The organism is Actinoplanes sp. NPDC051494, assembly GCF_044454705.1.
In the GTDB taxonomy this organism is placed as follows: Bacteria; Actinomycetota; Actinomycetes; order Mycobacteriales; family Micromonosporaceae; genus Actinoplanes.
In genome coordinates this window covers 284541-307128 of the sequence record NZ_JBITDZ010000002.1, presented here as the reverse complement: position 1 = coordinate 307128, position 22588 = coordinate 284541, and the positions used below count along the sequence as shown (strand labels likewise).

Below are 22588 nucleotides of genomic sequence, written 5' to 3'. Positions count from 1 at the left end.
TGGGAACCCCCGAGACCGAACAGATGACCCCTGGCTAGCAATCTAACTTACTAGCAATCTGCACGGTACACGCTAACCGACCCACTGTGGACGGTCAATTACTCAGGGCAACGCTACAGGTACGCTCGCGACAGTCCAAGGGCACCGGACCTGACGGATCAACCGGCCGGGCTTTGACCCCCTCCCGGCACCGTCGCCACGATGTGCTCATGGCTGCGAACGACACCACACCACTGTTCGAATCTCGCGCCGACATCCACGTCAACGCCACCCCCGACGATGTGTACGCCGTGGTCAGCGACCTGCCACGGTGCGGCGAATGGAGCTCCGAGTGCACCGGCGGCAGCTGGGTGGACGGCACGCCGGCCACGGTCGGCGCGGTGTTCCGGGGCGAGAATCTCAGAACCGACGACGTGGTCAGCTGGGCCCCCGTGGTGCGCGGGACCTGGCGCACCGAGTCCGAGATCATCGCCGCCGAGCCCGGCCGGGCGATTCGCTGGGCCGTGCGCGACAGCACCGGGCGGGCCCAGGACAGCGTCTGGTCGTACGAGATCGAGCCGGCCGACGGTGGTTCGCTGCTGGTGCACCACTTCCGGATGGGCACCCCGACCGAGGGCATCGGCAAGATCACCGCCGGGATGTCCCCCGCCGAGTACCGGCGCTTCGTCACCGAGTGGGGCGAGAAGGTCGCCGCCGACCTGCGGGAGACGCTGAGCCGGGTCCGGACCGTCATCGAGAAGTCCGTGTAGGGGGGCCGGTCATGCTGCTGCAACGCGTCGCCAACCGGGGCATCGCCCTCGGCACGCTGTTCGACCGGGCCGCCGCCCGGCACCCCGGCAACGAGATCATCCTGGACCACGACCTGGACGTGGCCCCGGAGCTGGGCCGGCGGCTGCCCGTCGGGGTGGTCGCCGACCTGGTCGCGGACCTGGCGTCGCGGCTGTCCGCGGCGGGCGTGCGGCCCGGCGACCACGTCGTGGTGCACAAGTCGAACAGCTTCGACATCACGCTGCTGGCCTGCGCGCTGATCCGGATCGGGGCGGTGCCGGCCCTGCTGTCACCGATGCTCGACGGCGCCACCGTGGCCGAGCTGATCCGCCGGATGGACCGGCCGTTCCTGCTCACCGACCAGGCGAAGATCGACACCGCCCTGCCGGACACGGTCTTCGACACCACCGCCGGGGTGCTGCTGGCCGCCGGCGACGACCCGCGGGCGGTGGCGCTGCCCGCGATGACCGGCGTCGCCCGGGTCCCCGCGGTCACCGCGCCGGTGGGCCACCCGGTCCTCATCACCCACACGTCGGGCACCACCGGACTGCCCAAACTGGCCGTGCACACCGGATTCACGCTGCAGGCCCGGTACCGCCCGCAGGCCTCGGTGGCCGCCCTGGTGCGCTGCCGGCGGCCGGTGGCCATCCACGTGTCGTTCGTGCACTCGCGCCTGTACACCGCGCTGGCCATCACCCTGCTGCGCGGCTTCCCGCTGCTGGTGCTCGCCGACGACGACCCGGAGCAGGCCGCCGAGCTGTTCCTCACGCACCGCCCCGGCGTGCTCGAGGCGCACCCCAACACGTTCATCCGCTGGGAACGCCTCGCCGCCGACCCGCGCCGCCCGCTGGCCCCGGTCCGCTACTTCAGCAGCACGTTCGACGCCATCCATCCGCGTACGGTCCGGCGCATGCTGGGCGCCTCCGAGCACCGTTTCCCGGTGTTCGGCCAGCTCTACGGCCAGAGCGAGGTCGGCCCGGTGGTGGCCCGGGCGTTCACCCGGCACCGGCGGGCCGACGCCGACGGCCGGTGCGTCGGGATGCCGTTCCCCGGCATGACCGGCCTGCGGGTCGTCAGCCGCGACGGGCGGGCGCCGAGCGTGCGCTCCCCCGGCTTCATCGAGGTCCGCACCGACGGACGGGTGCTGACCTACCTGGGTGAGTCGCGGCGCTACGACGCGCAGCGCGACGGCTCGTGGTGGCGGATGGGCGACGTCGGGTACCGCACCCGGTGGGGCTGCCTGCACCTGCTCGACCGCGAGGTGGACGAGATCAGCGGCTTCGGCAGCACGCTGGCGGTCGAGGACGCGCTGTTCTCCCGGATCGACGACCTGGCCGAGGTGATCATCGTGCCCGGGCCGGACGGCACCGCGGTGCCGGTGATCTGCACCGAGGACGACCGGCCGCTGGACCGCGACCGGTGGCGGCGGGCGACCGCCACCCTGCCGCCGATGGCCGAACCGGTGCAGTGGAAGCACGCCGACCTGCCGCAGACCGCGACCACCAAGATCAAACGGCTCGAGCTGGCCCGGCTGCTCGGCCCCGGGCACGAGCCCGGATGAACGACACGATCGTCGTCGCGGGCGGCGGGATCGGTGGTCTTGCCGCCGCCCTCGCGCTCGGGCGGCGCGGCCACCGGGTGGTGGTCCTCGAACGCAACGCGGAATTCTCCGAGCTGGGCGCCGGCATCCAGCTCGCCCCGAACGGGCTGCACGCGCTGGACCGGCTCGGGGTCGGCGACGCGGTCCGCGCCGCCGCGACCCCGATGCGCGAACTGCGGTTCATGGACGGTGTCACCGGCGAGCACGTGACCAGCCTGCCGCTCACCGGGCAGTACCGGCGCCGGTTCGGCCGGCCGTACGTGGTGGTGCACCGCGCCGATCTGCACCGGCAGCTGCTCGACGCGTGCCGGGCCATGCCCGGGATCGAGCTCCGGGCCGGCCTGCCGGTCACCGGGTACACCCAGACCGGCAGCTCCGCCACGGTCCGGCTCGACGGCGGCGGCACGGTCACCGGGGCCGCGGTGATCGGTGCCGACGGGATCCACTCGCGGATCCGCCGGCAGCTCGTCGCGGACGGCGAGCCCCGGATCTCGGGGATCACGGTGTACCGCACGGTGCTGTCCATGGCGCACGTGCCGGCCGGCATCCGGCGCGACGCGGTCACCTGGTGGGCCGGGCCGAAGTGCCACTTCGTGCACTACCCCATCGCGGGCGGCCGGTTGCTCAACATGGCGGCCAGTCACGACGACGGCGCCACCACGGCGGTCACCGGTGTGCCCGCGAGCACCGCCCTGGTTCAGGAACGGCTGGCGCCGCTGACGGGCGTACACCATCTGCTCGGTCTCGGCCGTGACTGGCGGTCCTGGACGCTCGTCGACCGGGAGCCGGTGGACCGGTGGGCCGACGGGCGGGTGGTGCTGCTGGGCGACGCGGCCCATCCGATGCTGCACTACGCCGCACAGGGCGCGTGCCAGGCGCTGGAGGACGCGGTGGTGCTGGGTGAGCTGCTGGAGCCCGGTTCCGGGTCGGTCGCCGAATGCCTCGAGACCTTCAATCTGCAACGCCGGGAGCGTACGGCCGCCGTGCAGCGCGTCTCCCGCGACAGCATCCGGCTGTGGCATCCCGCCGGCCCGGAAGCCGCGGCCCGCAACCGGATGCTGAAGGCGATGACGGCCGGGCAGTTGCACGACGCGGTGGCGTGGATGCACGGCGTCCGCGAGTTCGGCGCACAACGGAGCGGAGCCGCACGATGACCGGGCAGGACCTGCAGATCTGCATCGTCGGGGCGGGCCCGCGAGGGCTGTCCGTGCTGGAGCGGTTGTGCGCGCAGGAGCGTCACGACCCCCGGACGGCGTCGCTGACCGTGCACGTGGTGGACCCGGCGCTGCCGGGGGCCGGCGCGGTGTGGCGCGGTGACCAGTCGGCGATGCTGCTGACGAACACGGTGGCGTCGCAGATCACCGTCTACACCGACCGCAGCTCGCGGATCGACGGGCCGATCGAGCCCGGTCCGAGCCTGTACGACTGGGCCCGCGGTCTCGCGCTGCTCGGGCCGCTGGGGACCGACGACGCGGCCACGGTCGCCGAGGCGCAGCGCCTCGGCCCGGACGACTACCCGAGCCGGGCGTTCCACGGCCGGTACCTGGCCGACAGCTTCCGGCGGATCGTGGACGGCGCCCCGGAGCACGTCCGGGTCGTCGTGCACCGCTCCCGCGCGGTCGCCGTCGCCGACACCAGCGGGGTGCCGGGCGGGCCACAGGGGGTGCGGCTGGCCGACGGCACCCGGCTGCACCAGCTCGACGCCGTGGTGCTCGCGCTGGGCCACACCCCGGCGCTGCCCCGGCCCCGGCAGGCGCGGGCGGAGAGCCTGGCCCGGGTGCACAAGCTCACGTACCTCACCCAGGCGAACCCCGCCGACGTGGACCTGAGCGTCGTGCGCCCGGGTGCGCCGGTGCTGCTGCGCGGGCTGGGCCTGAACTTCTTCGACTACCTCGCGCTGCTCACGTCGGGGCGGGACGGCCGTTTCGAACGGTCCGGCGCTCGGCTGGTGTACCACCCGAGCGGCCGGGAGCCACATCTGTTCGCCACGTCGCGGCGCGGGGTGCCGTCGCACTCGCGCGGCGAGAACGAGAAGGGCCCGTTCGGCCGGCACACCCCGCGACTGCTCACGCCGGAGGCCGTCGCCGCGTTGCAACGACGGCGGGCCGACGGTGAGCTGCTGCGGTTCGGCACCGACGTGTGGCCGCTGATCGCCGCCGAGGTGGAAGGCGTCTACTACGCCACCCTGTTGGGCCGCGAGGACGTGGCCGGGCGCTACGCCGCCGCGGATCCGGCCGGGCGGGTGGCCTTGCTGGACGCGTACGCGATCCCGGAACCGCAGCGGTGGGACTGGGAACGGCTGGCCCAGCCGTACCGGGGCCGGACGTTCACCGACCGGGCCGACTTCCGGTCCTGGGTGCTGGACTACCTGGCCCGCGACGTGGAACAGGCCCGGGCCGGGAACCTGAGCGGGCCGGTCAAGGCCGCCCTGGACGTGCTGCGCGACCTGCGCAACGAGATCCGGCAGGTGGTCGACCACGGCGGGCTCGACGGGGCGTCCTACCGCGACGAGCTCACCTCCTGGTACACGCCGCTGAACGCGTTCCTGTCCATCGGGCCGCCGGTCGCACGGATCGAGGAGACGATGGCGCTGCTCGAGGCGGGGGTGCTGGAGCTGATCGGCCCGGGCACCCAGATCATGATCGACACGGACCGGCCCGCGTTCGTGGCGCACTCGCAGCTCGTGCCCGGCCCGCCGATCCGCGCCGAGGTGCTCATCGAGGCCCGGTTGCACGACGTCGACCTGCGCAACACGGCGGACCCGCTGCTGCGGCACATGCTCGACACGGGACAGTGCCGGCCGTACCGGATCCCGTGCTCCGACGGCGGGGTCCACGAGACCGGCGGGATGGCGGTGACCCGGCGGCCGTACCGGGTGATCGACGCCAACGACCAGGCCCATCCGCGCCGCTTCGCATACGGGGTCCCGACCGAGACGGTGCACTGGGTGACCGCGGCGGGGATCCGGCCCGGCGTGGATTCGGTGACCCTGGCCGACGCCGACGCGATCGCGGCCACCGTGCGGGCGCTGACCCCGGCGGCGGCGGTCCCGGCGGCCCGCGACGTCAGCGGGGTGATCATATGACCGGGCCGGTGGAGGACCTGACCGACAGCGGGCTGTTGTCGCCGGTGCGCGCCGGCACCGCGGTCGAGGCGGTGACCGGTGACCGGGCGTGGCTGCAGGCGATGCTCGACGCCGAGGCCGCTCTCGCCCGGGCCCAGGCCCGGCTGGGCACGCTCCCCCGGACGGCCGCGGAGGTCATCACCCGGGCCGCGCGGGCCGACGACTTCGATCTTCGCGGGCTCGCGGTGGCCGCCCGGGAGACCGCAAACCCGGTGGTCGCGATGGTGCGGGAGCTGACCCGGGCGGTGGCCACGCTGGACCCGGCCGCGGCGGAATACGTGCACCGCGGCTCCACCAGCCAGGACATCATGGACACCGGGGCGATGCTGGTCACCGGCCGCGCCCTCGACCTGATCACCGGATCGCTGGACCGGGTCGCCGCGGCCCTGGGGGCGCTGGCCCGCGAGCACCGGGACACCGCCATGGCCGGGCGCACGCTGGGCCTGCACGCGGTGCCGACCACGTTCGGGCTCAAGGTGGCGGGCTGGCGCGAACAGGTCGTCGAGGCGGGACGGCGGACCGCGGCGCTGCGCGCGGCCCTGCCGGTGTCGCTCGGTGGTGCGGCGGGAACGCTCGCGGGCTACCTCGAGTACGCGGCGGTCGACAGCGCCGGTCCGCACCCCGACGGTCCGCACCCGGACGGTTCGGACCCCGACGGTCCGGACCCCGACGGTCCGCATCCGGACGGTTCGGACCCCGACGGTCCGAACCCGGACCGTTCGCACCCGGACCGTTCGCGTTCGGACCGTTCGCATTCGGACGGTTCGCATTCGGACGGTTCGTATCCGGACCGGCTCGTGGACGCGTTCGCGGCGGAGACCGGGCTGCGCCGGCCGGTGCTGCCGTGGCACACGCTGCGGGCGCCGGTCGCCGACGTGGGGTCGGTGCTCGCGTTCGTCACCGGGGTGCTCGGCAAGATCGCCGTGGATGTGCTGGCGCTGAGCCGTACCGAGGTCGGTGAGGTGGTCGAGCCGGCCGCGGCGGGCCGGGGTGCGTCCTCGGCGATGCCGCACAAGCGCAACCCGGTGCTGGCCACGCTGATCCGCAGCGCCGCGCTGCAGGTGCCGTTGCTGGCCGCCGGCCTGGCGCAGGCGCTGCTCAGCGACGACGAGCGGGCCGCCGGGGTGTGGCAGTCGGAGTGGTCGCCGCTGCGCGAGTGCCTGCGGCTGAGCGCCGGCGCGGCCGAGACGGCGGTGCAGCTGGCCGAAGGGCTCGGGGCCCGGCCGGAACGGATGCGGGCGAACCTGGCGCTGACCCGGGGACAGGTGGTGTCCGAGCGGGTGGTGGCGGTGCTGACGCCGCTGCTGGGCCGGGCGGTCACCCGGGAGCTGCTCGACCGGGCGTCGCACGAGGCGGCCCGCTCCGGCCGGGACCTGTCGGCGGTCCTGGCGGAGAGCCCGGAACTCACCGGTCGCTGCACCCCCGCCGAGCTCGCCGCGTGGTGCGATCCGGCGCGGTACCTGGGTGCGGCGCCGCACCTGGTCGACCGGGCGCTCGGGTGAGGCCGGGCGGCCCCACCCGTACGCGGCGGCTCAATCGGTCCGGTTCAGGTAGGCGGTGGCCCGCCGCTCGAACTCCTGCGGGGACACGTCCTCGATGTGGGTGGCGAGCGTCCATCGGTGCCCGTACGGGTCGGTGATCTGCCCGGTGCGGTCGCCGAAGAAGTGGTCCTGGACCGGCCGTTCGGGGGTCGCACCGGCCCGCACCGCGGCGGCGAACATGGTGTCGACGTCGTCGACGAACAGGTAGAGCGTGACCGGGGTGCCGCCGACGGTCTTGGGACCGGGCAGGCCGGGGCCCTCGTCGGACAACCAGAGGATGGTGCCGCCGATCCGGATCTGGGCGTGCACGATCGTGCCGGTCGGGGTGGTGAACCGGGACATCTCCTCGGCCCCGAACGCCCGGGTGTAGAAGTCGATCGCCTCGCTCGCCCCGGCGACGGACAGGTACGCGGTCAGTTCCGCGTGGCCGTCCGGGATTCTGCTGACCATGGGTGTCGTGTCTCCTAGCGTGTCAGTCGGACAAGCGGGTCAGTCGGACCAGCGGGTCAGTCGGTCGAGGGCGTCGAGGAAGCGCAGCAGCTCGGCCTCGGTGCCGAGGGAGACGCGCAGATGGCCGGGGAAGCCGAACATGGCCGTGTTGCGCACGAGGATGCCGTACCGCGCGGCGAGGGTGTCCTGCAGTCCGCCGGCGTCGTCGACCTCGACGGCGACGAAATTCGTCAGCGACGGGACGTAGCGGTAACCGCGCCGGTCGAGCTCGGCGCAGAACCAGCGGCGGCGCTGGGCCCCGGCGGCCCGGACGGTGCCGAGGAATTCCTGGTCGGCGAGAGCGGCGACGGCCGCCGCCTGAGCGACCCGGTTCACGCTGAACGGCAGGACGCTGAGGGTACGGCGGATCTCGGCGATGAGATCGGCCCGGCCGACGGCGTACCCGATGCGCAGGGCGGCCAGTCCGTACGCCTTGGAGAACGTCCGCAGGGCGACCACCGGGGCCCCGCGGTCCAGGAAGTCGCGGGTCTGCGGCAGCCGGGGGTCGCTGAACTCCTGGTAGGCCTCGTCGACGATCAGCGGCACCTCGCCGGCGTGCGCCGCGGTGATCAGTGCGGCCAGGCCGTCGCGGGTGAGCGCGGTGCCGGCCGGGTTGTGCGGGTTGCACACGTATCCGATGCCGTGGCCGGGCAGTTCGTTCGCGAACGCGGTGGCGTCGGTGGTGGCTCCGGCGAGGGGCAGTTCCACGGCGCCGCGGTCGATGCGTTCCAGCACGGCCCGGTATCCGGGGAACGTGCCGGCGGTGACCAGGCCGGGGCGGGTGAGGTCGCCGAGGGACAGCGCGGTGGCGAGGACCAGTTCGTCGCTGCCGTTGGCCACGGCGATCTGGTCGGGGGCCACGTCCCAGTGCCGGGCGAGGGCCGCGACGAGGCTCTCGCGTTCCGGTGCCGGGTACCGGTTGACCCGCTCCAGGGCGGTGGTCGCCGCGGCCACGGCGGCGGGGCTGGCGCCGTACGGGCTCTCGCTCAGATGCAGGCGCACGAGGGTGTCCGCGTCGGGCACGCTGGTGTTGTAGACCCGGGGTTGCGGGCGGACGGGCGCGCTCACCGCCCACCTCCCACCAGCACACCGAAGCAGTAGCTGCCGACGGTGGCCTCCTTGGTGACGAAGCAGTGTTCGCTGCCGGCCGGGATGCGCATGACCGCGGGTGAGGTGAGCTCGTGCCGCACCCCGTCGAGGTGGACCTCGATGCGGGCCTGCCCGGGTTCGGGCGAGATCAGCAGGTAGATCTCGTCGACGTCGTGGGTGTGCGGCGCGGCGACCGGCTTGTCGACGAGGGTGCTGAGTTCGCCGCCGGCGAGCTGGACGGGCAGGCCGCCGAACATGTCCGCGGTGAGGTAGAAGGGCGCGGGCTGGTGGTGCCCGGCCACCGCGAGTGGGATGGGCAGCCGGGTGACGATCTCCGCGACGGCCGGCGAATCCGCCTCGATCACGGTGTCTCCAGGACGAAGAGGTAGGTGTGGGGCGCGCCGAACGGCACGGTCCGGCGCAGGCGCAGCCCGCCCTGGGCAAAGAGCTGTTCGTACGCCTCGCGGGTGTAGATCGGCACTCCCATCAGGGCATGGGCGAGCTCGAAGCCGCTGGAGAAGATCGGCAGGGTCGGTGCGGTGCCGGCCGGGCGCACGGTGGTGTCGCCGAGCAGGAACGTGTGCGCGTTCGGGAAGGCCGCGCGCAGCCGGGGCACGACCTGGTCGCGGCGCGCCGGGTCGACCAGCAGGTCGTGCAGGAACATGAAGCTCATGACCACGTCGGCCTCGTCGGCGCCGTCGACGTGGTGGCCGTTGAACAGGATGTCGAGGACGTCCGCGCAGACGGGTTCGACGGTGCCGGTCAGGCCGTGGCGTTCGACGGTGTCGGCGGCGAGCTCGGTGGCGGCCTTGCTGATGTCGACGCCGATCCCCCGGCTCCCGGGGCGGGCCTTCACCAGCCGGGAGACCCGTTCGCTGACCCCGGCGCCGAGGTCGACCAGCGTGCTGAAGTCGAGGCCGGCGATCTGCTCGTCGAGGATGTGCCGCATGAGCGCGGTGTCGGCCTGGGCCGAGCCGAGCGCGATCATCGCCTCGTCGCGGTACAGGTCGACACCGAAGCTGCGGTCGCCCCGGGCGAGGGCGGCGGCGTTGGCGAACACGTCGTGGTATCCACCGACGCCCCAGGTGAAGAAGCCGAGGGCGCGGCGCAGGTCCTTGGCCAGCGGGGTGGCCCGGACCCGGCCGTCGCCGGTGTGCAGGTACCCGAACGACTCCGCGCCACGGACGAGCGCGGTGACGACGGTGGGGTCGAGGTTGTCGCGGGTGCACAGCTCGAGGATGTCGAGGGAGCCGTCGTTCTCGAGCGCGGTGAACGCACCGAGGCGTTCCAGCGCGTGCAGCACGTGCGCGCAGATGAAGCCGTTGAACGCGGTGTCCGGGTTCAACGGGGTGCGCGCTTCGCCTTGCCATGGTGCGGTGGGTGCGTCCAGCGTGGACAAGCGTCTACCCCTCTCTCTGAGGATGCGACGGTGGGCGGCGGGCAGGTGCCCGCCGGCCGCGGGCGTGGTGGGTTCAGGCGTCGAGCCTGGCCAGGTTGGTGGCCACCGAGTACGGGGTGAGGTCGACCGTGGGGTTGTTCTCGAGGTACAGGTCGCGGATGATCTGGCCGGCGACGGGCGCCTGCGCGATGCCGTGCCCGGTGAACCCGGCGGCGTAGAAGATCCGCTCGTGTTCCCCGCCGCCCTTGCCGATGACCGCGGAGCGGGTCGGGGTGACGTCGAGGGTGCCGGTCCAGGCGCTGTGCAGCTTGACGTTCTCCAGGCGGGGGTACCACTTGGGCAGCTCGTCGACGGCGGCCCGGAACCAGATGTCGCGCATGCCGTCCTGCTTGGAGATGCGCTCGAGGCCGACCAGGAACGACCGGCCGAGCCCCATGGTCTTGAGGCCGGAGACGGGGTGGAACGTGAACGGGATCGCGTCGAGGTCGCCCTCGTCGATGAGCGGGTCGGTGCGCAGCAGCTCGGCGAACTGGCCCCACACCGGCAGGTCCAGGCCGGCGAGCTTGCCGACGTCACCGCTCCACGGCCCGGCCGCGATGACGACCGCCTGGCCGGTGAAGTCGCCCTCGGTGGTACTGACCAGGCCGCTGCCCGCGTCGATCCCGGTGACGGTGACGCCGGTGTGCAGCCGGGCACCGTGCTTGCGGGCGGCCTCGGCGTACCCGCGGACCACGGCCTCGGGCTTGACCCGGTAGGTGTGCGGGTTCCAGACGGCCGCGACGACCTTGGCCGGGTCGAGCCACGGGTTGTGCTCGACGGCCTGGGCGGCGGTGAGCAGCTTCAGGTCGGCGCCGGCCTCGTGGTGGTCGGGCAGTTCCGCCTCGATCTCCGCGGCCTGCTGCGCGCTGGTCAGCACGGTGAGCAGGCCGAGGTTCGCCAGGCCGGGGTCGACGCCGGTGTTCGCCTCGAACGACTCGAACTCGCTGAGGCTGCGGGCGGCCAGCTCGGAGTCGTGCGGCTTGCGCGGGAAATAGGTACGGAACGCGCGGGCGGTCTGCGACGTGGTGGCCGCGCCGAGCTCGTTCTTCTCGAGCAGGATCACGTCGATACCGGCCTGCGCGCAGTGGTACGCGATGGACGTACCGATCACGCCGCCGCCGATGATCAGCAGTTCTGCCGTGTTCTTCTGCTCAGACATTCGCACTCCTGTTGACGGTCGGGCGGTAGGTCCAGGTGTCACCGGCGAGGTCCCACGGGAACAGCTGAAGATTCCAGGCACCGAGGGCGTTGACATACGTCGCCATCTGTCCCATCAGGGCTAAAAAATCCTCGCGGGTGGTGATGTCGTCGAGGGCCGCGACGACGTCCTCGGTGATTTCCCACAGCGTGTTCAGGCCGCAGTAACCGAGGAATTCGGTCGGCTTGACCAACAGGATCCGGGCCATGTCGATCAGCGACGCCAGGGTGATGTCGGTGAGGCGGGCGGCGCGGACGAGACCGGTGTACGACACGTATCCCAGCGGCCGGGTCTCGCCGTTGACGGCGACCAGCGTGGTCAGCACCGAGCCCTTGGTCCCGGCCCCGGACGGGAACCGCCCGGCGTGCACGTCGACGAGTTCGTCGGTCGGGTCGACGAGCACCCGCTCGGTCTCCGCGGCGATCCGGGCGATCAGCTCGCCGACCCGGCCGGCCTGTGCCGGCAGGAGCCGCACGCCGTGCCCGGCGGGGCCTTCGACCCGGCGGACCTGGGCGATGACGGGTGCGCCGTTGCCGTGCACGGCGTCCCAGATCATCTGCCCGATCTTCGGCAGCGAGTCGACGTCCTCGGGCACGACCATGCCGATGGGCGCGGCCGGCATGGGCTCGGTCAGCTCGCCGTACTTGACGGTCAGGTGCTGCACCGCTGAGCAGAAGACCGTGCCGTTGGGCTGGATCTGGCGATCGACGCGGTGGTCGGCCACGGCGTGCAGCAGGTCGTGGGCGGGGGCCACCTGGTAGAAGCAGTCGCCGGCGACGAGGGCGTGGCCCTGCAGGGTCCGGTAGGGCAGCGACGCCCACAACGGCTCGACGAGTTCGGCGTTGCGGGTGTCGTCGAGGTTGATCCGGATCTTGGCACCGATGGATTCCCAGGCGATCTCGATTTGGCGCATTATGCCGCTACCTCGTTTCATTTATCGGACACGGGGAGCATGCCGTTACGAATGATGCTAGGAGAATGGGACACGGAACCGTCCGGGAAGATTGGGCACTCTGTCAGATCGACAATTCTTTGTCACGTCGCCCGGCTCAATCATTCGTTTTCCGGGCACGACGAATAGCGACGTGCCGTGGTCGCTTCCGGTGCTATCGCGCGGGGACGGTCACCGCGACGGGCAGGATCGTGGTCTCGCGCAGGGCGCCGGCCGCGTCGGGGTGGGCGGCGAGCCGGTTCTGCAGCAGGGCCCCGATGGCCGCGCTGCCGAGGACGGAGCCGATCTGGCGGGTGGTGTTGAAGACCCCGGACGCGGCGCCGGCCAGGCCCGGGTCGAGGTCACGGACGGCGAGACCGGCCATGAGGACGAACACGCAGCCGATGCCGAGCCCGGTGACGATCAGGAACGGCACGAGCCGCCAGGGGTTCGCGCCGGCACCCGCCTGGGACGCGACGCCGGTGAGGCCGGTGGCGTACCCGGTCAGACCGAGCACGACCAGGGGTTTCGCGCCGATGCGGTCGGAGAGCCGGCCGACGATCGGCGAGGCCACCCCGGAGGCCAGCGATGCCACCGCCAGCACGGTGCCCGCCCGGGACGGCGCCATACCCAGCACCGTCTGCAGATAGATGGTCAGTGGCAGGGCGAGGCCGATCATGGCGAAACCGAAGCAGGCCATGACGACGGTGGCGACGGTGAAGTTCCGGTCGGCGAACAACCGGGCCGGGATGAGGGGCTCGCGGTCCGCCACCCGTTGCAGCGCCACGAACGCGGCCAGCAGCAGCACCCCGGCGGCGAGCACCAGCGGGATCGTGACCGGGCCGGCGACGGTGCCCCAGTCGTAGCGCTCGCCCTCCAGCAGGCCGAAACTGATGGCCAGCAGCGCGAGGCAGATCAGGACCGTACCGGGCAGGTCGAAGCGGTGGTGGGCGCCAGGCCGGGGGTCCGGGGCGTGGATCAGGGTGAGGACCACGACGACGGCGCCGATCGGCAGGTTGACCAGGAAGATCCACCGCCAGCCCAGGCTGTCGACGAGGACGCCGCCGAGCAGCGGCCCGGTCACGGTGGACAGTGCCGCGACCATGCCCCACACCCCGAGGGCGGTGCCCCGGCGGTCCGGCGGGAACAGCATCGTGATGAACGCGAACGTCTGCGGGCCGAGAACGGCGGCACCGACCCCGGCCAGGGCCCGGGCCGCGATGAGCTCGTGCACGGTGGTGGCCGCGCCGCACAGGCCGGAGGCGACGGTGAACAGCACCAGGCCGGCCAGATAGAGCCGCTTCGGACCGAACCGGTCACCGAGACGACCGGCCGCGATCATCGGTACGGCCAGCGCGAGCAGGTACGCGTTGACGACCCACAGCACCTCGTCGAAGCCGGCGCCGAGACCGGCCTGCACGGCGGGGACGGCCACGTTGACGATCGAGGTGTCGAGCAGCGTCATGAAGAAGCCGGCGCACAGGATGCCCAGCACACTCCAGGGGGTGCTCCGCATCCCCGTCACGCCAGGGCGAAGGGCGTGAGGTCGAGACCGGGATCCCGGCCCAGGTGCAGGTCCCGGATGATCTGGCCGGTGACCGGCGCCTGGCTGAGGTCGTGACCGGTGAAGCCGGCGGCGACCAGGATCCGCTCGTGCGCGCCGGGCGCCCGGCCGATGAGGGCGGTGGCGGACGCGGTGGCTTCCAGACTGCCGGTCCAGGCGCTGTGCAGGGCGACGTCCCGGAGCCGCGGGTAGCGCGCGGCGAGCTCGGCGCCGGCCTCCTTGAACCACACCTCGCGCATGGACGGCAGCTGGGAGAAGCGTTCGAGGCCGACCAGGAACGCCGGGCCGATCCCCATCGCCTTGAGCCCGGCGGCGGGATGGAACGTGAAGGGCGCGCCGACGTCGGCGGCACCACCGATCTCGGCGGTGCGGAACAGCTCCGCGAACTGTTCCCACACCGGCAGTTCGAGGCCGGCGAGCGCGGCGAGGGCACCGCTGCCGGACCCGGCCGCGATGACGATCGTCTCCGCGGTGATGTCGCCCGCCGTGGTGGCGACCAGGCCGGAGCCGCTGTCGATGCCGGTCACGGTCGCGCCGGTGAGCACCCGGGCGCCGTGCCGCAGCGCACCCTCGGAGTAACCCCGCACGACCTCGTCCGCCCGGAGCCGGATCATCTGCGGGCACAGGATGCCCACCTCGACGCCGGCCGGGTCCAGCCAGCGATTGCGGGCGACGACCTGCTCGGCGGTGAGCAGTTCGAGCTGTACGCCGGCGGCGCGCTGGGCGGGCAGCTCGGCTTCCAGATCGGCGGCCTCCCGGGGGGTGGCGGCCACCACGAGCATGTCGGTCCGGGTGAGGGCGAGGTCGACGCCGGTGGTGGCCGCGAACTCCCGGAACCCGGTCAGGCTGCGAGCCACCAGTTCGGAGTCGTGGACCTTGCCGGGGAAGTAGGTGCGGAACGCGCCCGCGGTCTGGGTCGCGGTGGCCGTCGCCTGGGCGTCCGGCTCCAGCAGGACGGTGCCGATTCCGGCCTCGGCGGCGTGGTACGCGATGGACGCGCCGATCACGCCGGCACCGATGATCAGTAACTCCGTGGTCCTCGGGTGCTCGGGCATGCGTACCTCCGTGGGTGGGGTGTCATCAGCGGCCGGCGGTGCGGTAGGCGCCGTCCCGGTCCCAGCGGCCGGCCATGGCGGGTGGTGCGACGGTGCCGGTGAGGGCCTCCACGGCGTGGGCGGCCGAGGCGAGGGTGACGTGGCGGTGCCAGCCGGGGAACGACCGGCCGCTGTAGTCCCAGATCCCGACCCGCTCGGACAGCACGTCGAGGTCACGGTCGGCCCGGATCAGCAGTTTCGTCACGCTCAGGGCGGTGCTGACCGGTGTCGCGGGGGCGGCGGTGAGCCACAGCTCCTCGTCGCCGTCGTGGCCGAGCTCATTGATCGCCATCAGGCGCAGGGCGGGGAGGCGGTCGCCGGGCTCCAGCGGGGACCGGACGTCGACACTCGACACCAGGTGCGGGATCGCCACCCCGCCGTCGAGGTGCAGGACCGGGCGCCGGCGTGACCGCGCGGCCTGGGCGATCTCCCGGGCCGGGGCGGGCCCGCCGGTACGGTCGCCGGCCGTCTCCGTGCCGATGACCGACAGCGGCAGGCCGGGCGGGATCCGGACGAACGTCTGCACGTTCGCCCGCAGGATGCTCAGCTGGGTGGCGTGCTCCAGCGCGCGGCCGTCGAGCACCACCGGCGTGCCCCCGGACCCGGTCTCGCCGAACACGTCCCGGCAGGCCTGCGCCCCGCCCTCGTCGAGCGTCTCGGCGCGCACCCCGTCCGGGACCCCCGACCGGGCCCGGCGCAGATCGTCGTCGATCCACTGCTGGGACATCCGCAGCCGCCAGCTCACCGGGAAGCTGCCCCGGCCGGAGACCGCGATGACACCGATGGCCTCCTGGGCGTGCACCACCTTGCGGCGGGTGCGGCAGAACCGGCGGTCCACCCCGACGGTCTGCAGGCCGCCCTTCGGGATCACCACCGAGCGGATCACCCAGGCCTCGGGCGTGGTCATCCGCATCACGTGCCGGGTGAGGGCGGCCCGGACGGGCTCCCAGTCCCATGTGGAGTCGCTGATGAAATGGTGCAGGCGCTGGTCGGTGCCGGCCCCACCGAGGAACGCGGCGATGTTCCTGATGGTCTTGCGGCCGTGGGTGCCCAGCAGGCCGCGCAGGTACTGCCGGGCCCGAAGCCGCTGGTCGCGGCGGACCAGGGAGACGAAAAGGTCGTCACACAGGTCGTTGAAGACGGAGGCGACCATCGAGGTCGAGGCCACCGCCGGACGGTACGGCCAGGGCGGCACCGGTTCGCGATCGGCCAGGGCGGTGCGTCGGATTCCGGGTTGCATGACTCTCCCCGATTCTTGCGGCCGCCGTTCGGGCGGCGCTACGGGCGCTGGTAGAGGCGCAGGAAAGCGGTGACGCCGCTGGTCACGAGTGCGGTGACCTGCTCCTCGTCGAGCGTGATGGCGTGGTGGAACGAGTGCTGGGCCACACTGACGAAGGTCAGCAGGTTGAAGTGCAGGGCGGCGGTCGCGGCGTCGTCGATGTCGAGCAGCCCGCGGTCGGCGATCGCGTCGAGGTGGCGGGCGAGTTCGCGCTGGAACGCGCGGGGCCCGGCGTCCTGCCAGGCCTCCAGCACGGCGGGTGAGAGCCGCGCGGCCTCCGCCTGGATCGTGCGCACGAGCGCGAAGTGACCGGCGAACGCGGTGGGCGAGGTCGCCCATTCCAGGGCGAACGCGGTGAGGTCCTCGCGCAGGTCGAGGATCTTGCGCAGATGCCGGTCGGCGATCCGGTTGTGGGTCTCGGCGACCTGCGCGGACCCTTCGAGGATGACGGACAGGAACAGTTGTTCCTTGTCGATGAAATGGTTGTAGACGGTGCGTTTGGAGACCCCGGCCTCGGCGGCGATGGTGTCGACACCGGCCCCGCTGTATCCCGCACGCCCGAAGACCGCACGGGCCGCCTGCGAGATGGCCCGGCGTTTGTCGGGCTGCCCGCTGTATGTCTTCTGCGGCAACGGATCCGTGATGTCCATGATGGCCTTCCGGCGGCGGTGGGGACGCTCCGGACGTTACACTCGCGAGTGTAAGTAGGCAACCGCTCAGTGCAACGGGTAGACCCACTTGACGAAGTGACCGGCGGACGGTTGCCGTACGGTCCGGCGGCTACGAGGCTGAGGACGCACCCTGTCCTGACCGCCGCCGGAAGGACCACCCGATGACGCACGACAAGCTGTCGACCGCCCCCTCCGCCGCTGCTGATCTGCGCGCGGCGTTCCGCAGGCACGCCGCCGGCGTCGCGATCATCACCGCGACCGGCGGGCCGGGCCCCGTCGGCTTCACCGCCTCATCGGTGGCCTCGGTCTCCACCGACCCGCCCCTGCTGTCGTTCAACGTGTCCCGGACCGCCTCGTGCTGGCCGGCCCTCAGCCGCTCGGCCCACGTCGGCGTACACGTCCTCGGCCGGGACCAGATCGACCTCGCGGCACTGTTCGCCCAGCCGGGCGCCGACCGTTTCGGCCCGGGCACGGCATGGCACCACGGACCGTACGGGGTGCCGCAGCTCCCGGGCTGCGCGGCGTTCCTCGTCGCCGCGGTCCACCGGCGTATCGAGGCCGGCGACCATGTCGTCGTCCTCGCCCGGGTCCTGCACGGCACCAGCGCCGGGGACGCGCCCGACCCCCTGATCCGGCACGACGGCCGTTACCTGTCCGGCCTGCACGATCCGGCCCACTCACCTCGGGGGATGGGATGAGTGGGCCGGACCGGGTCCTGTGACGGCGGCTCCGACCAGGCCGCCGCCTGTTCCGGGCCGCGCCTGCTACCGGGGGTTCGGGGCCGGGGCCGTCGTGGACTTGTCCGGTGTCGCCTGCCCCGGCACCGTGGCGCCGCCCGCGCCGCCATCGCCCCTGGGGCCGCCAGGAGCCCCGGGGCCTGCGGGACCGCCGGGACCGCCGGGACCGCCGGGGCCTCCGGGCGGGGGTTGGGGAGCGACGAAGTCCTTGGCGCGGATGAGGGCCAGGGCCAGCGTTCCGCCGACCACCGCGAGGACGCCGCTGGTCAGCAGGAGGTCGTTCAGGGCCGCCGCGAAACTGGCCTGGATCGCGTCACCCACCTGAGCGCGCAGCTGCTCGGGCGCGGCGGCGACGGCCCCGCCCGGGTCGCCCGTGCGGACCGCCGCGGCGATGGGATCCACCGGCACCCCGGCGCCGGAGAGCCGGTCGGTCAGGGAGCTGTGCAGTGACGAGGTGAAGATCGACCCGTACAGCGCGATGCCGACGGCGATGCCGACCTGGCGGAAGGTCTGGTTGACCCCGGACGCCATGCCGGCGCGCTGCACCGGGACGACACCGATCGCGGTGGAGGCCAGCGGGGGGTTGACCATGCCGGCGCCGAAACCGGAGACGATGAAGCCGGGGATGAGGTGGGTCCAGTGCGAGCCCGCGTCGACGCCGCGCATCAGGATCAGGCCGATCCCGACCAGGATCAGGCCGGGGCCGATCAGCCACCGGGTGGGCAGCCGGCTCATCAGGCGACCGGCGGCCATCGCGGCGACGAGGGTGGCACCGGAGCTGACCAGCAGGCGCAGACCGGTCTCCATCGGGCTGTAACCGAGCGCGTTCTGCAGGTAGAGCACGATGTAGAGGAACATCGCGAACAGTGACGCGTTCATGGTGAACGCCGCGATGGAGCCGCCGAGGAACGTCGGCGTCCGCAGCAGGGACAGGTCGAACATCGGCTCGGCCACCCGGGACTCCACGACGCCGAACGCCGCCAGGAACAGCGCGGCCAGCACGAAGCACAGGATGACGCCCTGCTCGCCCCACGTCGTGTCGCTGGCTCTGATCAGGGCGTAGACGAGGCTGAACAGGCCCAGGGTCAGGGTGAGGACGCCCGGCCAGTCGATGCGGGAGGCCCGGGGTGCGCGGGATTCGTCGACCGAGCGCAGGGTGGCGACGATCGCGGCGATCCCGATCGGCAGGTTGACCAGGAAGATCCCGCGCCAGCTGATGCCGCTGGTGATCAGGCCACCGAAGACCGGGCCGAGCGCGGTGGCGACACCGGCGACCGCGCCCCAGACCCCGAACGCGGTGCCGCGGTCCCGCCCGCGGAAGGTGCTGGCGAGCAGCGCCAGGGAGGTGGCGAACAGGATCGCGCCGCCGATGCCCTGGATCGCCCGGGACCCGATCAGCATCGCCTGGTCCTGGGCGACACCGCAGAGCAGCGAGCCCGCGGTGAAGACGGTGAGACCGATGAGGAACAGCCGCCGCCGCCCGTACTGATCGGCCAGTGATCCGGCGGTGAGCAGGAGGACCGCGAGGCTCAGGGCGTACGCGTCGGTGGTCCATTGCAGGGCGCTGAAGCTCGCGTCGAGTTCGTGCTGGATGTCGGGCAGCGCGACCACGACGATCGTGACGTCGAGCAGCAGCATGAACGTCGCGGCACTGACCACCGCGAGCGTCCACCATTGGCGTTTCATGGGTCCGGCGCCTCCTATAGCAGGTGTGAGCCTCACTACCATGCTAGCATGCTAGCATGGTCAGGCCCGAAGTCAGACAGTTCAACGTGTACCTGCCGGTGGAGCTCATCAGACAGGTCAAGCACCATGCCGTCGAGCACGAGCTATCGCTGTCGGCACTGGTCGCCGACGCCCTGCGCGCCTACCTCGACGAGGCCGGGGGCACCGAGCAGAAATGAGACGGCCCGGAGTCAGACGGCGCCGCTTTCCGTAGGCCCGCTTTTCATCGGCCCGCTTGTCATCGGCCCGCTTGTCATCGGCCCGCTTGTCATCGGCCCGCTTGTCATCGGCCCGCTTTCCAGGGGCCATCGCGGGCTGAGCAGCACGCGACTGCCGCGACCCAGCTCCCCGTCCTCCATCCGCCGGTGCACCCGCGCCGCGTCCCGCAACGGCCGGATCTCCGTCGTGCGCGCCTTCAGCCTGCCCGCGACCAGCAGCCGGTTGATCGTGGACGCCGCGCCGGCCAGCTCGGCCGTGGTGGCATGCGAGATGACGAAGCCGCGGACCGAGCAGTCCTTCATGTACAACTGCCCGGCCGGCAGCACCGGCTGCGTCCGCGCCCCGGCGAGCACCACGATCCGGCCCCGGCGCGCCAGCAGCCCCACGGCCGTGACCAGGTCGTTGCGCCCGGACGTGTCGAGGACGATGTCGACCCCGTCCGGCTGAGCGGCCATGATGAGCTCCGGCAGACACGGATCGGCATAGTCGAAGACCTCCGCCGCCCCGAGCCCCCGGCAGTATCCGGCGTCGGCCCCGGCCGCCGTCGCGATCACCCGGGCCCCCGCGTCGACGGCCAGCGTCACCAGCGCACTGCCGACGTTGCCCGCGGCACCGGCCACGACGACGGTGTCCCCGGCCCGCACACCACCGTGGGTGACCAGCGCGAGGTAGGCGGTGCCGGCCGGATGGACCACGGCCGCCGCGACGAACGGATCAACCCCCGGCGGCAGATGATAGAGCCGGTCACCGGCCACCACGGCCTGCTCGGCGGCGGCGCCCTGCCGGCCCCCGTGGCCCAGGCTGTTGCACCACACCGGATCCCCCGGCGCGAACCCCGGCGCCCGTGACTCGGCCACGATCCCGACCAGGTCCCGGCTGACCACGAACGGGAACGACACCGCGGTGGCGAACAACCCGGACCGTACGAACGTGTCGACCGGATTGACGGTCGTGGCGACGACATCGACCAGCACATCGGTCGGTCCCGGACGGGGCGCGGCCACCTCGCCGTACCGGATGTTCTCCGGCGGGCCGAGCCGGTCGACGAAGGCTGCATGCACCCGCCCATCCTCCGGTCCCCGGCCCGCGAACCCCACCGCGGACGGCCTTGTCCGTCAACTCCACCGGTCCTAAAGTTCGGCGTATGAGTCCCCACCAGCCACAGTGAGCGACAACCCGCTCGTAGCGCGCAGCCACGACTCGACAACCTGGTCCACCGGCCTCGGCCTGGTCGGTGACGCCGCCGACATCACCAACGGCATCCGCGACAACAGCTGGGTCGACAGCACCCTCGGCGGCGTCGGCGCCTCCCTCGACATGCTCTCCCTGGCCGTCGACCCGCTCGGCACCCTAGTCTCCTGGGGCGTGTCCTGGCTCATGGAGCACGTCAAGCCGCTCAAGGACGCCCTCGACTGGCTGGCCGGCAACGCCGACGAGGTAGCCGCCCACGCCGCCACCTGGTCGAACGTCGCAGCCTTCACCGACCAGGCCCGCCAGGACTACACGGACCGCCTCCGCACCGAGGTCGCCGGCTGGTTCGGCCCGTCCGGCGACGCCTACCGCGAACACGCCACCACCCACCTGCAGACCCTCGAGGGCCTGGCCACGGCAGCACAGGGAATCTCGTACGCGGTGGAGGGCGCCGGCTTGCTGGTCGCCCTCGTCCGCGGCATCGTCCGCGACCTGATAGCCGAGTTCATCGGCACCCTCGCCGCCCGGCTCCCCCAGTGGCTCGCCGAGGAAGGCCTCACCCTCGGCCTCGCCACCCCGGTCGTGATCAGCCAGGTGACCACCCTGGTCGCCAAGTGGGCCAACCGGATCCAGCACTTCGTCCGAGGCCTGCTCACCAGCCTCCGCCGGCTGCATCCCATGCTCGACAAGCTGGCCGAGGTCATCACCGCACTGGGCGGGCGCAACCGCGACCTGGCGCGCACCGACCCGAACGAGTTCCGGCCCTACTTCCCGCGTGGGTCAGAATTCGGCGGCCTCGGGGAGGGCTTCACCGAGGAAGCCGCCAACGCGTACCGCCGTATCCGAACCAGCCCCGGGGACAGCGCCCTGGTCGCCGCGAACACCGGCTTCGACCCACGGATCGTCGAGGGCATGCGCCAGAACCTGTTCGTCCAGCAGCATGACATCTCCATCGGCCCGAACCAGGTGGAGCGCGGCTACTTCACCCCGGACGACCGGATCGCCGGCCTGTGGGACGACGCGGCCCGGGGGACGTTGAGCCCGAGGGACCGGGCGCAGCTCCGCAACCTCATGGCCCACGAGTACGTCGAGAACAAACTGATGGAGGCCGGGATCCCGTTCCGGCCCTCCCACCCGGACGCGTTCCGCGAGGACGGTTCCCGGCTCGTCAGCCGTGACCACCCGGGAGCCCACGACCTGGCACCGCACGAATGGAGGCCGAAGGACCCGCTCGGTCACTGGCGGGCGCTCGGCCTCGACAGCTCCGGGATCCAGTTCGCCGACGATCTCTCGAACCTGGATGACGTCGTCGACGCCGCTCTGCGAGGATTGGGCCGATGACACCCGACGAAGCCGTACGCGCCATGGCCGCCCGCCTGAGCGCCGTCGACTGGGAGCGCAAGGGCGACCGGTCCTGGTCGAAGGCCGCCCTGCTGAACGAGTATTTCCGTCGGGCCGCGCGCTGGGCGCAGGCTTACGAATGCGACACCCGCGTCCCGTTCTACGACATCGCACTGTGCGTCAATCCGAACATCCGCGCCGATCCCGACCTCGTGGCCGAGACGCTCGACAACGTGGAGGACGGCGGCTGGAACGTCACCCACGTGACGCCGTTCATCCTCCACTGGGCGGCGCTCAGCTCGGCGCCGGGCGTGGATCTTCCCGCCGACCTGGAAGATCCCTTCGAGCCCCTGATCATGCTCTTCGAACGCGGCGGCGGCTTCCACACCGAGAACGGCGAAGTCAACCTCGAGTGGCTCGCGGTGCCCATGTCGACCTGGCGCGACCGTGCGGGAAAATCACCGATGGCAAGCTTCGCCGCCCAGGACCTGGACGAGATCGACCGTGCCGACTCGGTCGCCCAGTTCGGTTACGTGATGGGCCCCGACGGCCTCCCCGCCGAACTCAGCTCCGACTCATGAACGTACGC

21 protein-coding genes and 1 pseudogene are annotated in these 22588 nt (G+C 72.3%); 10 read left to right on the top strand and 12 right to left on the bottom strand.

All coding sequences use genetic code 11. The annotated features are described in order from the left end of the window. The first annotated feature begins 209 nt into the window (after nt 1-209). From ACIA6A_RS08110 to ACIA6A_RS08090, 5 genes are read left to right on the top strand one after another with little or no spacing between them, the layout of a single operon-like run. Nucleotides 210-749: an SRPBCC family protein gene (locus tag ACIA6A_RS08110; RefSeq protein WP_396096753.1), complete on the top strand. Its 540-nt coding sequence runs from the start codon at nt 210-212 to the stop codon at nt 747-749. An 11-nt stretch (nt 750-760) separates the two neighbouring features. Further along, nucleotides 761-2329: a class I adenylate-forming enzyme family protein gene (locus ACIA6A_RS08105; protein WP_396096752.1), complete on the top strand. Its 1569-nt coding sequence runs from the start codon at nt 761-763 to the stop codon at nt 2327-2329. After that, entirely contained in the window at nt 2326-3522 is a 1197-nt protein-coding gene (locus tag ACIA6A_RS08100) for an FAD-dependent monooxygenase (protein WP_396096751.1), read from the top strand. Before ACIA6A_RS08105 ends, ACIA6A_RS08100 begins: the two co-directional genes overlap by 4 nt. Continuing rightward, nucleotides 3519-5453, top strand: coding sequence for an FAD/NAD(P)-binding protein (locus ACIA6A_RS08095; RefSeq protein ID WP_396096749.1), 1935 nt, complete (start codon nt 3519-3521; stop codon nt 5451-5453). Before ACIA6A_RS08100 ends, ACIA6A_RS08095 begins: the two co-directional genes overlap by 4 nt. After that, nucleotides 5450-6994: a lyase family protein gene (locus tag ACIA6A_RS08090; RefSeq protein ID WP_396096747.1), complete on the top strand. Its 1545-nt coding sequence runs from the start codon at nt 5450-5452 to the stop codon at nt 6992-6994. The genes ACIA6A_RS08095 and ACIA6A_RS08090 overlap by 4 nt, the downstream gene beginning before the upstream one ends. 30 nt (nt 6995-7024) lie before the next feature. Here the strand turns inward: ACIA6A_RS08090 and ACIA6A_RS08085 are convergent, their stop codons facing one another. From ACIA6A_RS08085 to ACIA6A_RS08040, 10 genes are all read right to left on the bottom strand, one after another. Further along, nucleotides 7025-7483, bottom strand: a complete 459-nt coding sequence (locus tag ACIA6A_RS08085; protein ID WP_396096746.1) for a VOC family protein — start codon at nt 7481-7483, stop codon at nt 7025-7027. Between the two features lie 39 nt (nt 7484-7522). Further along, nucleotides 7523-8590: a pyridoxal phosphate-dependent aminotransferase gene (locus ACIA6A_RS08080; protein ID WP_396096745.1), complete on the bottom strand. Its 1068-nt coding sequence runs from the start codon at nt 8588-8590 to the stop codon at nt 7523-7525. Continuing rightward, nucleotides 8587-8976, bottom strand: a complete 390-nt coding sequence (locus ACIA6A_RS08075) for a cupin domain-containing protein (RefSeq protein WP_396096744.1) — start codon at nt 8974-8976, stop codon at nt 8587-8589. Before ACIA6A_RS08075 ends, ACIA6A_RS08080 begins: the two co-directional genes overlap by 4 nt. Next, nucleotides 8973-10010 carry an SAM-dependent methyltransferase gene (locus ACIA6A_RS08070; RefSeq protein ID WP_396096743.1) on the bottom strand — a complete coding sequence of 346 codons (1038 nt, stop codon included), beginning with the start codon at nt 10008-10010 and terminating at the stop codon, nt 8973-8975. Before ACIA6A_RS08070 ends, ACIA6A_RS08075 begins: the two co-directional genes overlap by 4 nt. Before the next feature lie 73 nt (nt 10011-10083). Further along, the gene (locus tag ACIA6A_RS08065) at nt 10084-11208 is read right to left on the bottom strand and encodes an NAD(P)/FAD-dependent oxidoreductase (RefSeq protein ID WP_396096742.1); all 1125 of its coding nucleotides are present in this window, start codon (nt 11206-11208) and stop codon (nt 10084-10086) included. Beyond that, complete coding sequence (locus tag ACIA6A_RS08060) at nt 11201-12160, bottom strand: hypothetical protein (RefSeq protein WP_396096741.1); 960 nt, start codon at nt 12158-12160, stop codon at nt 11201-11203. Before ACIA6A_RS08060 ends, ACIA6A_RS08065 begins: the two co-directional genes overlap by 8 nt. A 193-nt stretch (nt 12161-12353) precedes the next feature. After that, nucleotides 12354-13694: a DHA2 family efflux MFS transporter permease subunit gene (locus tag ACIA6A_RS08055; RefSeq protein ID WP_396096740.1), complete on the bottom strand. Its 1341-nt coding sequence runs from the start codon at nt 13692-13694 to the stop codon at nt 12354-12356. Nucleotides 13695-13699: 5 nt separating this feature from the next. Beyond that, nucleotides 13700-14797 (bottom strand): NAD(P)/FAD-dependent oxidoreductase, encoded by a 1098-nt coding sequence (locus ACIA6A_RS08050; protein WP_396096738.1) that lies wholly within the window; start codon nt 14795-14797, stop codon nt 13700-13702. 25 nt (nt 14798-14822) lie between these two features. Continuing rightward, nucleotides 14823-16076, bottom strand: a complete 1254-nt coding sequence (locus ACIA6A_RS08045; RefSeq protein ID WP_396096737.1) for an IS701 family transposase — start codon at nt 16074-16076, stop codon at nt 14823-14825. A gap of 38 nt (nt 16077-16114) precedes the next feature. Further along, nucleotides 16115-16765, bottom strand: coding sequence for a TetR/AcrR family transcriptional regulator (locus tag ACIA6A_RS08040; RefSeq protein ID WP_396096736.1), 651 nt, complete (start codon nt 16763-16765; stop codon nt 16115-16117). A gap of 182 nt (nt 16766-16947) precedes the next feature. Here ACIA6A_RS08040 and ACIA6A_RS08035 point away from each other — a divergent pair, with 182 nt between their 5' ends. Then, nucleotides 16948-17484, top strand: a complete 537-nt coding sequence (locus tag ACIA6A_RS08035) for a flavin reductase family protein (protein WP_396096735.1) — start codon at nt 16948-16950, stop codon at nt 17482-17484. Nucleotides 17485-17550: 66 nt separating this feature from the next. On the opposite strand, the gene ACIA6A_RS08030 is transcribed toward ACIA6A_RS08035, so the two are convergent. Then, nucleotides 17551-19209, bottom strand: a complete 1659-nt coding sequence (locus tag ACIA6A_RS08030; RefSeq protein ID WP_396096734.1) for an MFS transporter — start codon at nt 19207-19209, stop codon at nt 17551-17553. A 56-nt stretch (nt 19210-19265) separates the two neighbouring features. On the opposite strand from ACIA6A_RS08030, the gene ACIA6A_RS08025 reads away from it, so the two are divergent. Beyond that, a complete protein-coding gene (locus ACIA6A_RS08025) occupies nt 19266-19427 on the top strand; it encodes a ribbon-helix-helix protein, CopG family (protein ID WP_396096733.1) in 162 nt (53 codons plus the stop codon). 56 nt (nt 19428-19483) lie between these two features. Beyond that, nucleotides 19484-19567, top strand: coding sequence for a hypothetical protein (locus tag ACIA6A_RS08020; RefSeq protein ID WP_396097611.1), 84 nt, complete (start codon nt 19484-19486; stop codon nt 19565-19567). Nucleotides 19568-19604: 37 nt separating this feature from the next. On the opposite strand, the pseudogene ACIA6A_RS08015 reads toward ACIA6A_RS08020, so the two are convergent. Beyond that, nucleotides 19605-20441 (bottom strand): annotated as a pseudogene (locus ACIA6A_RS08015) (NADPH:quinone reductase); the annotation flags it as partial. A 190-nt stretch (nt 20442-20631) separates the two neighbouring features. Between ACIA6A_RS08015 and ACIA6A_RS08010 the strand changes: the two are divergent. After that, nucleotides 20632-21999 carry a hypothetical protein gene (locus ACIA6A_RS08010; RefSeq protein ID WP_396096732.1) on the top strand — a complete coding sequence of 456 codons (1368 nt, stop codon included), beginning with the start codon at nt 20632-20634 and terminating at the stop codon, nt 21997-21999. After that, on the top strand, nt 21996-22580 hold the full coding sequence (locus ACIA6A_RS08005; protein WP_396096731.1) for a hypothetical protein: 585 nt from the start codon (nt 21996-21998) through the stop codon (nt 22578-22580). The genes ACIA6A_RS08010 and ACIA6A_RS08005 overlap by 4 nt, the downstream gene beginning before the upstream one ends. Nucleotides 22581-22588 lie beyond the last annotated feature (8 nt).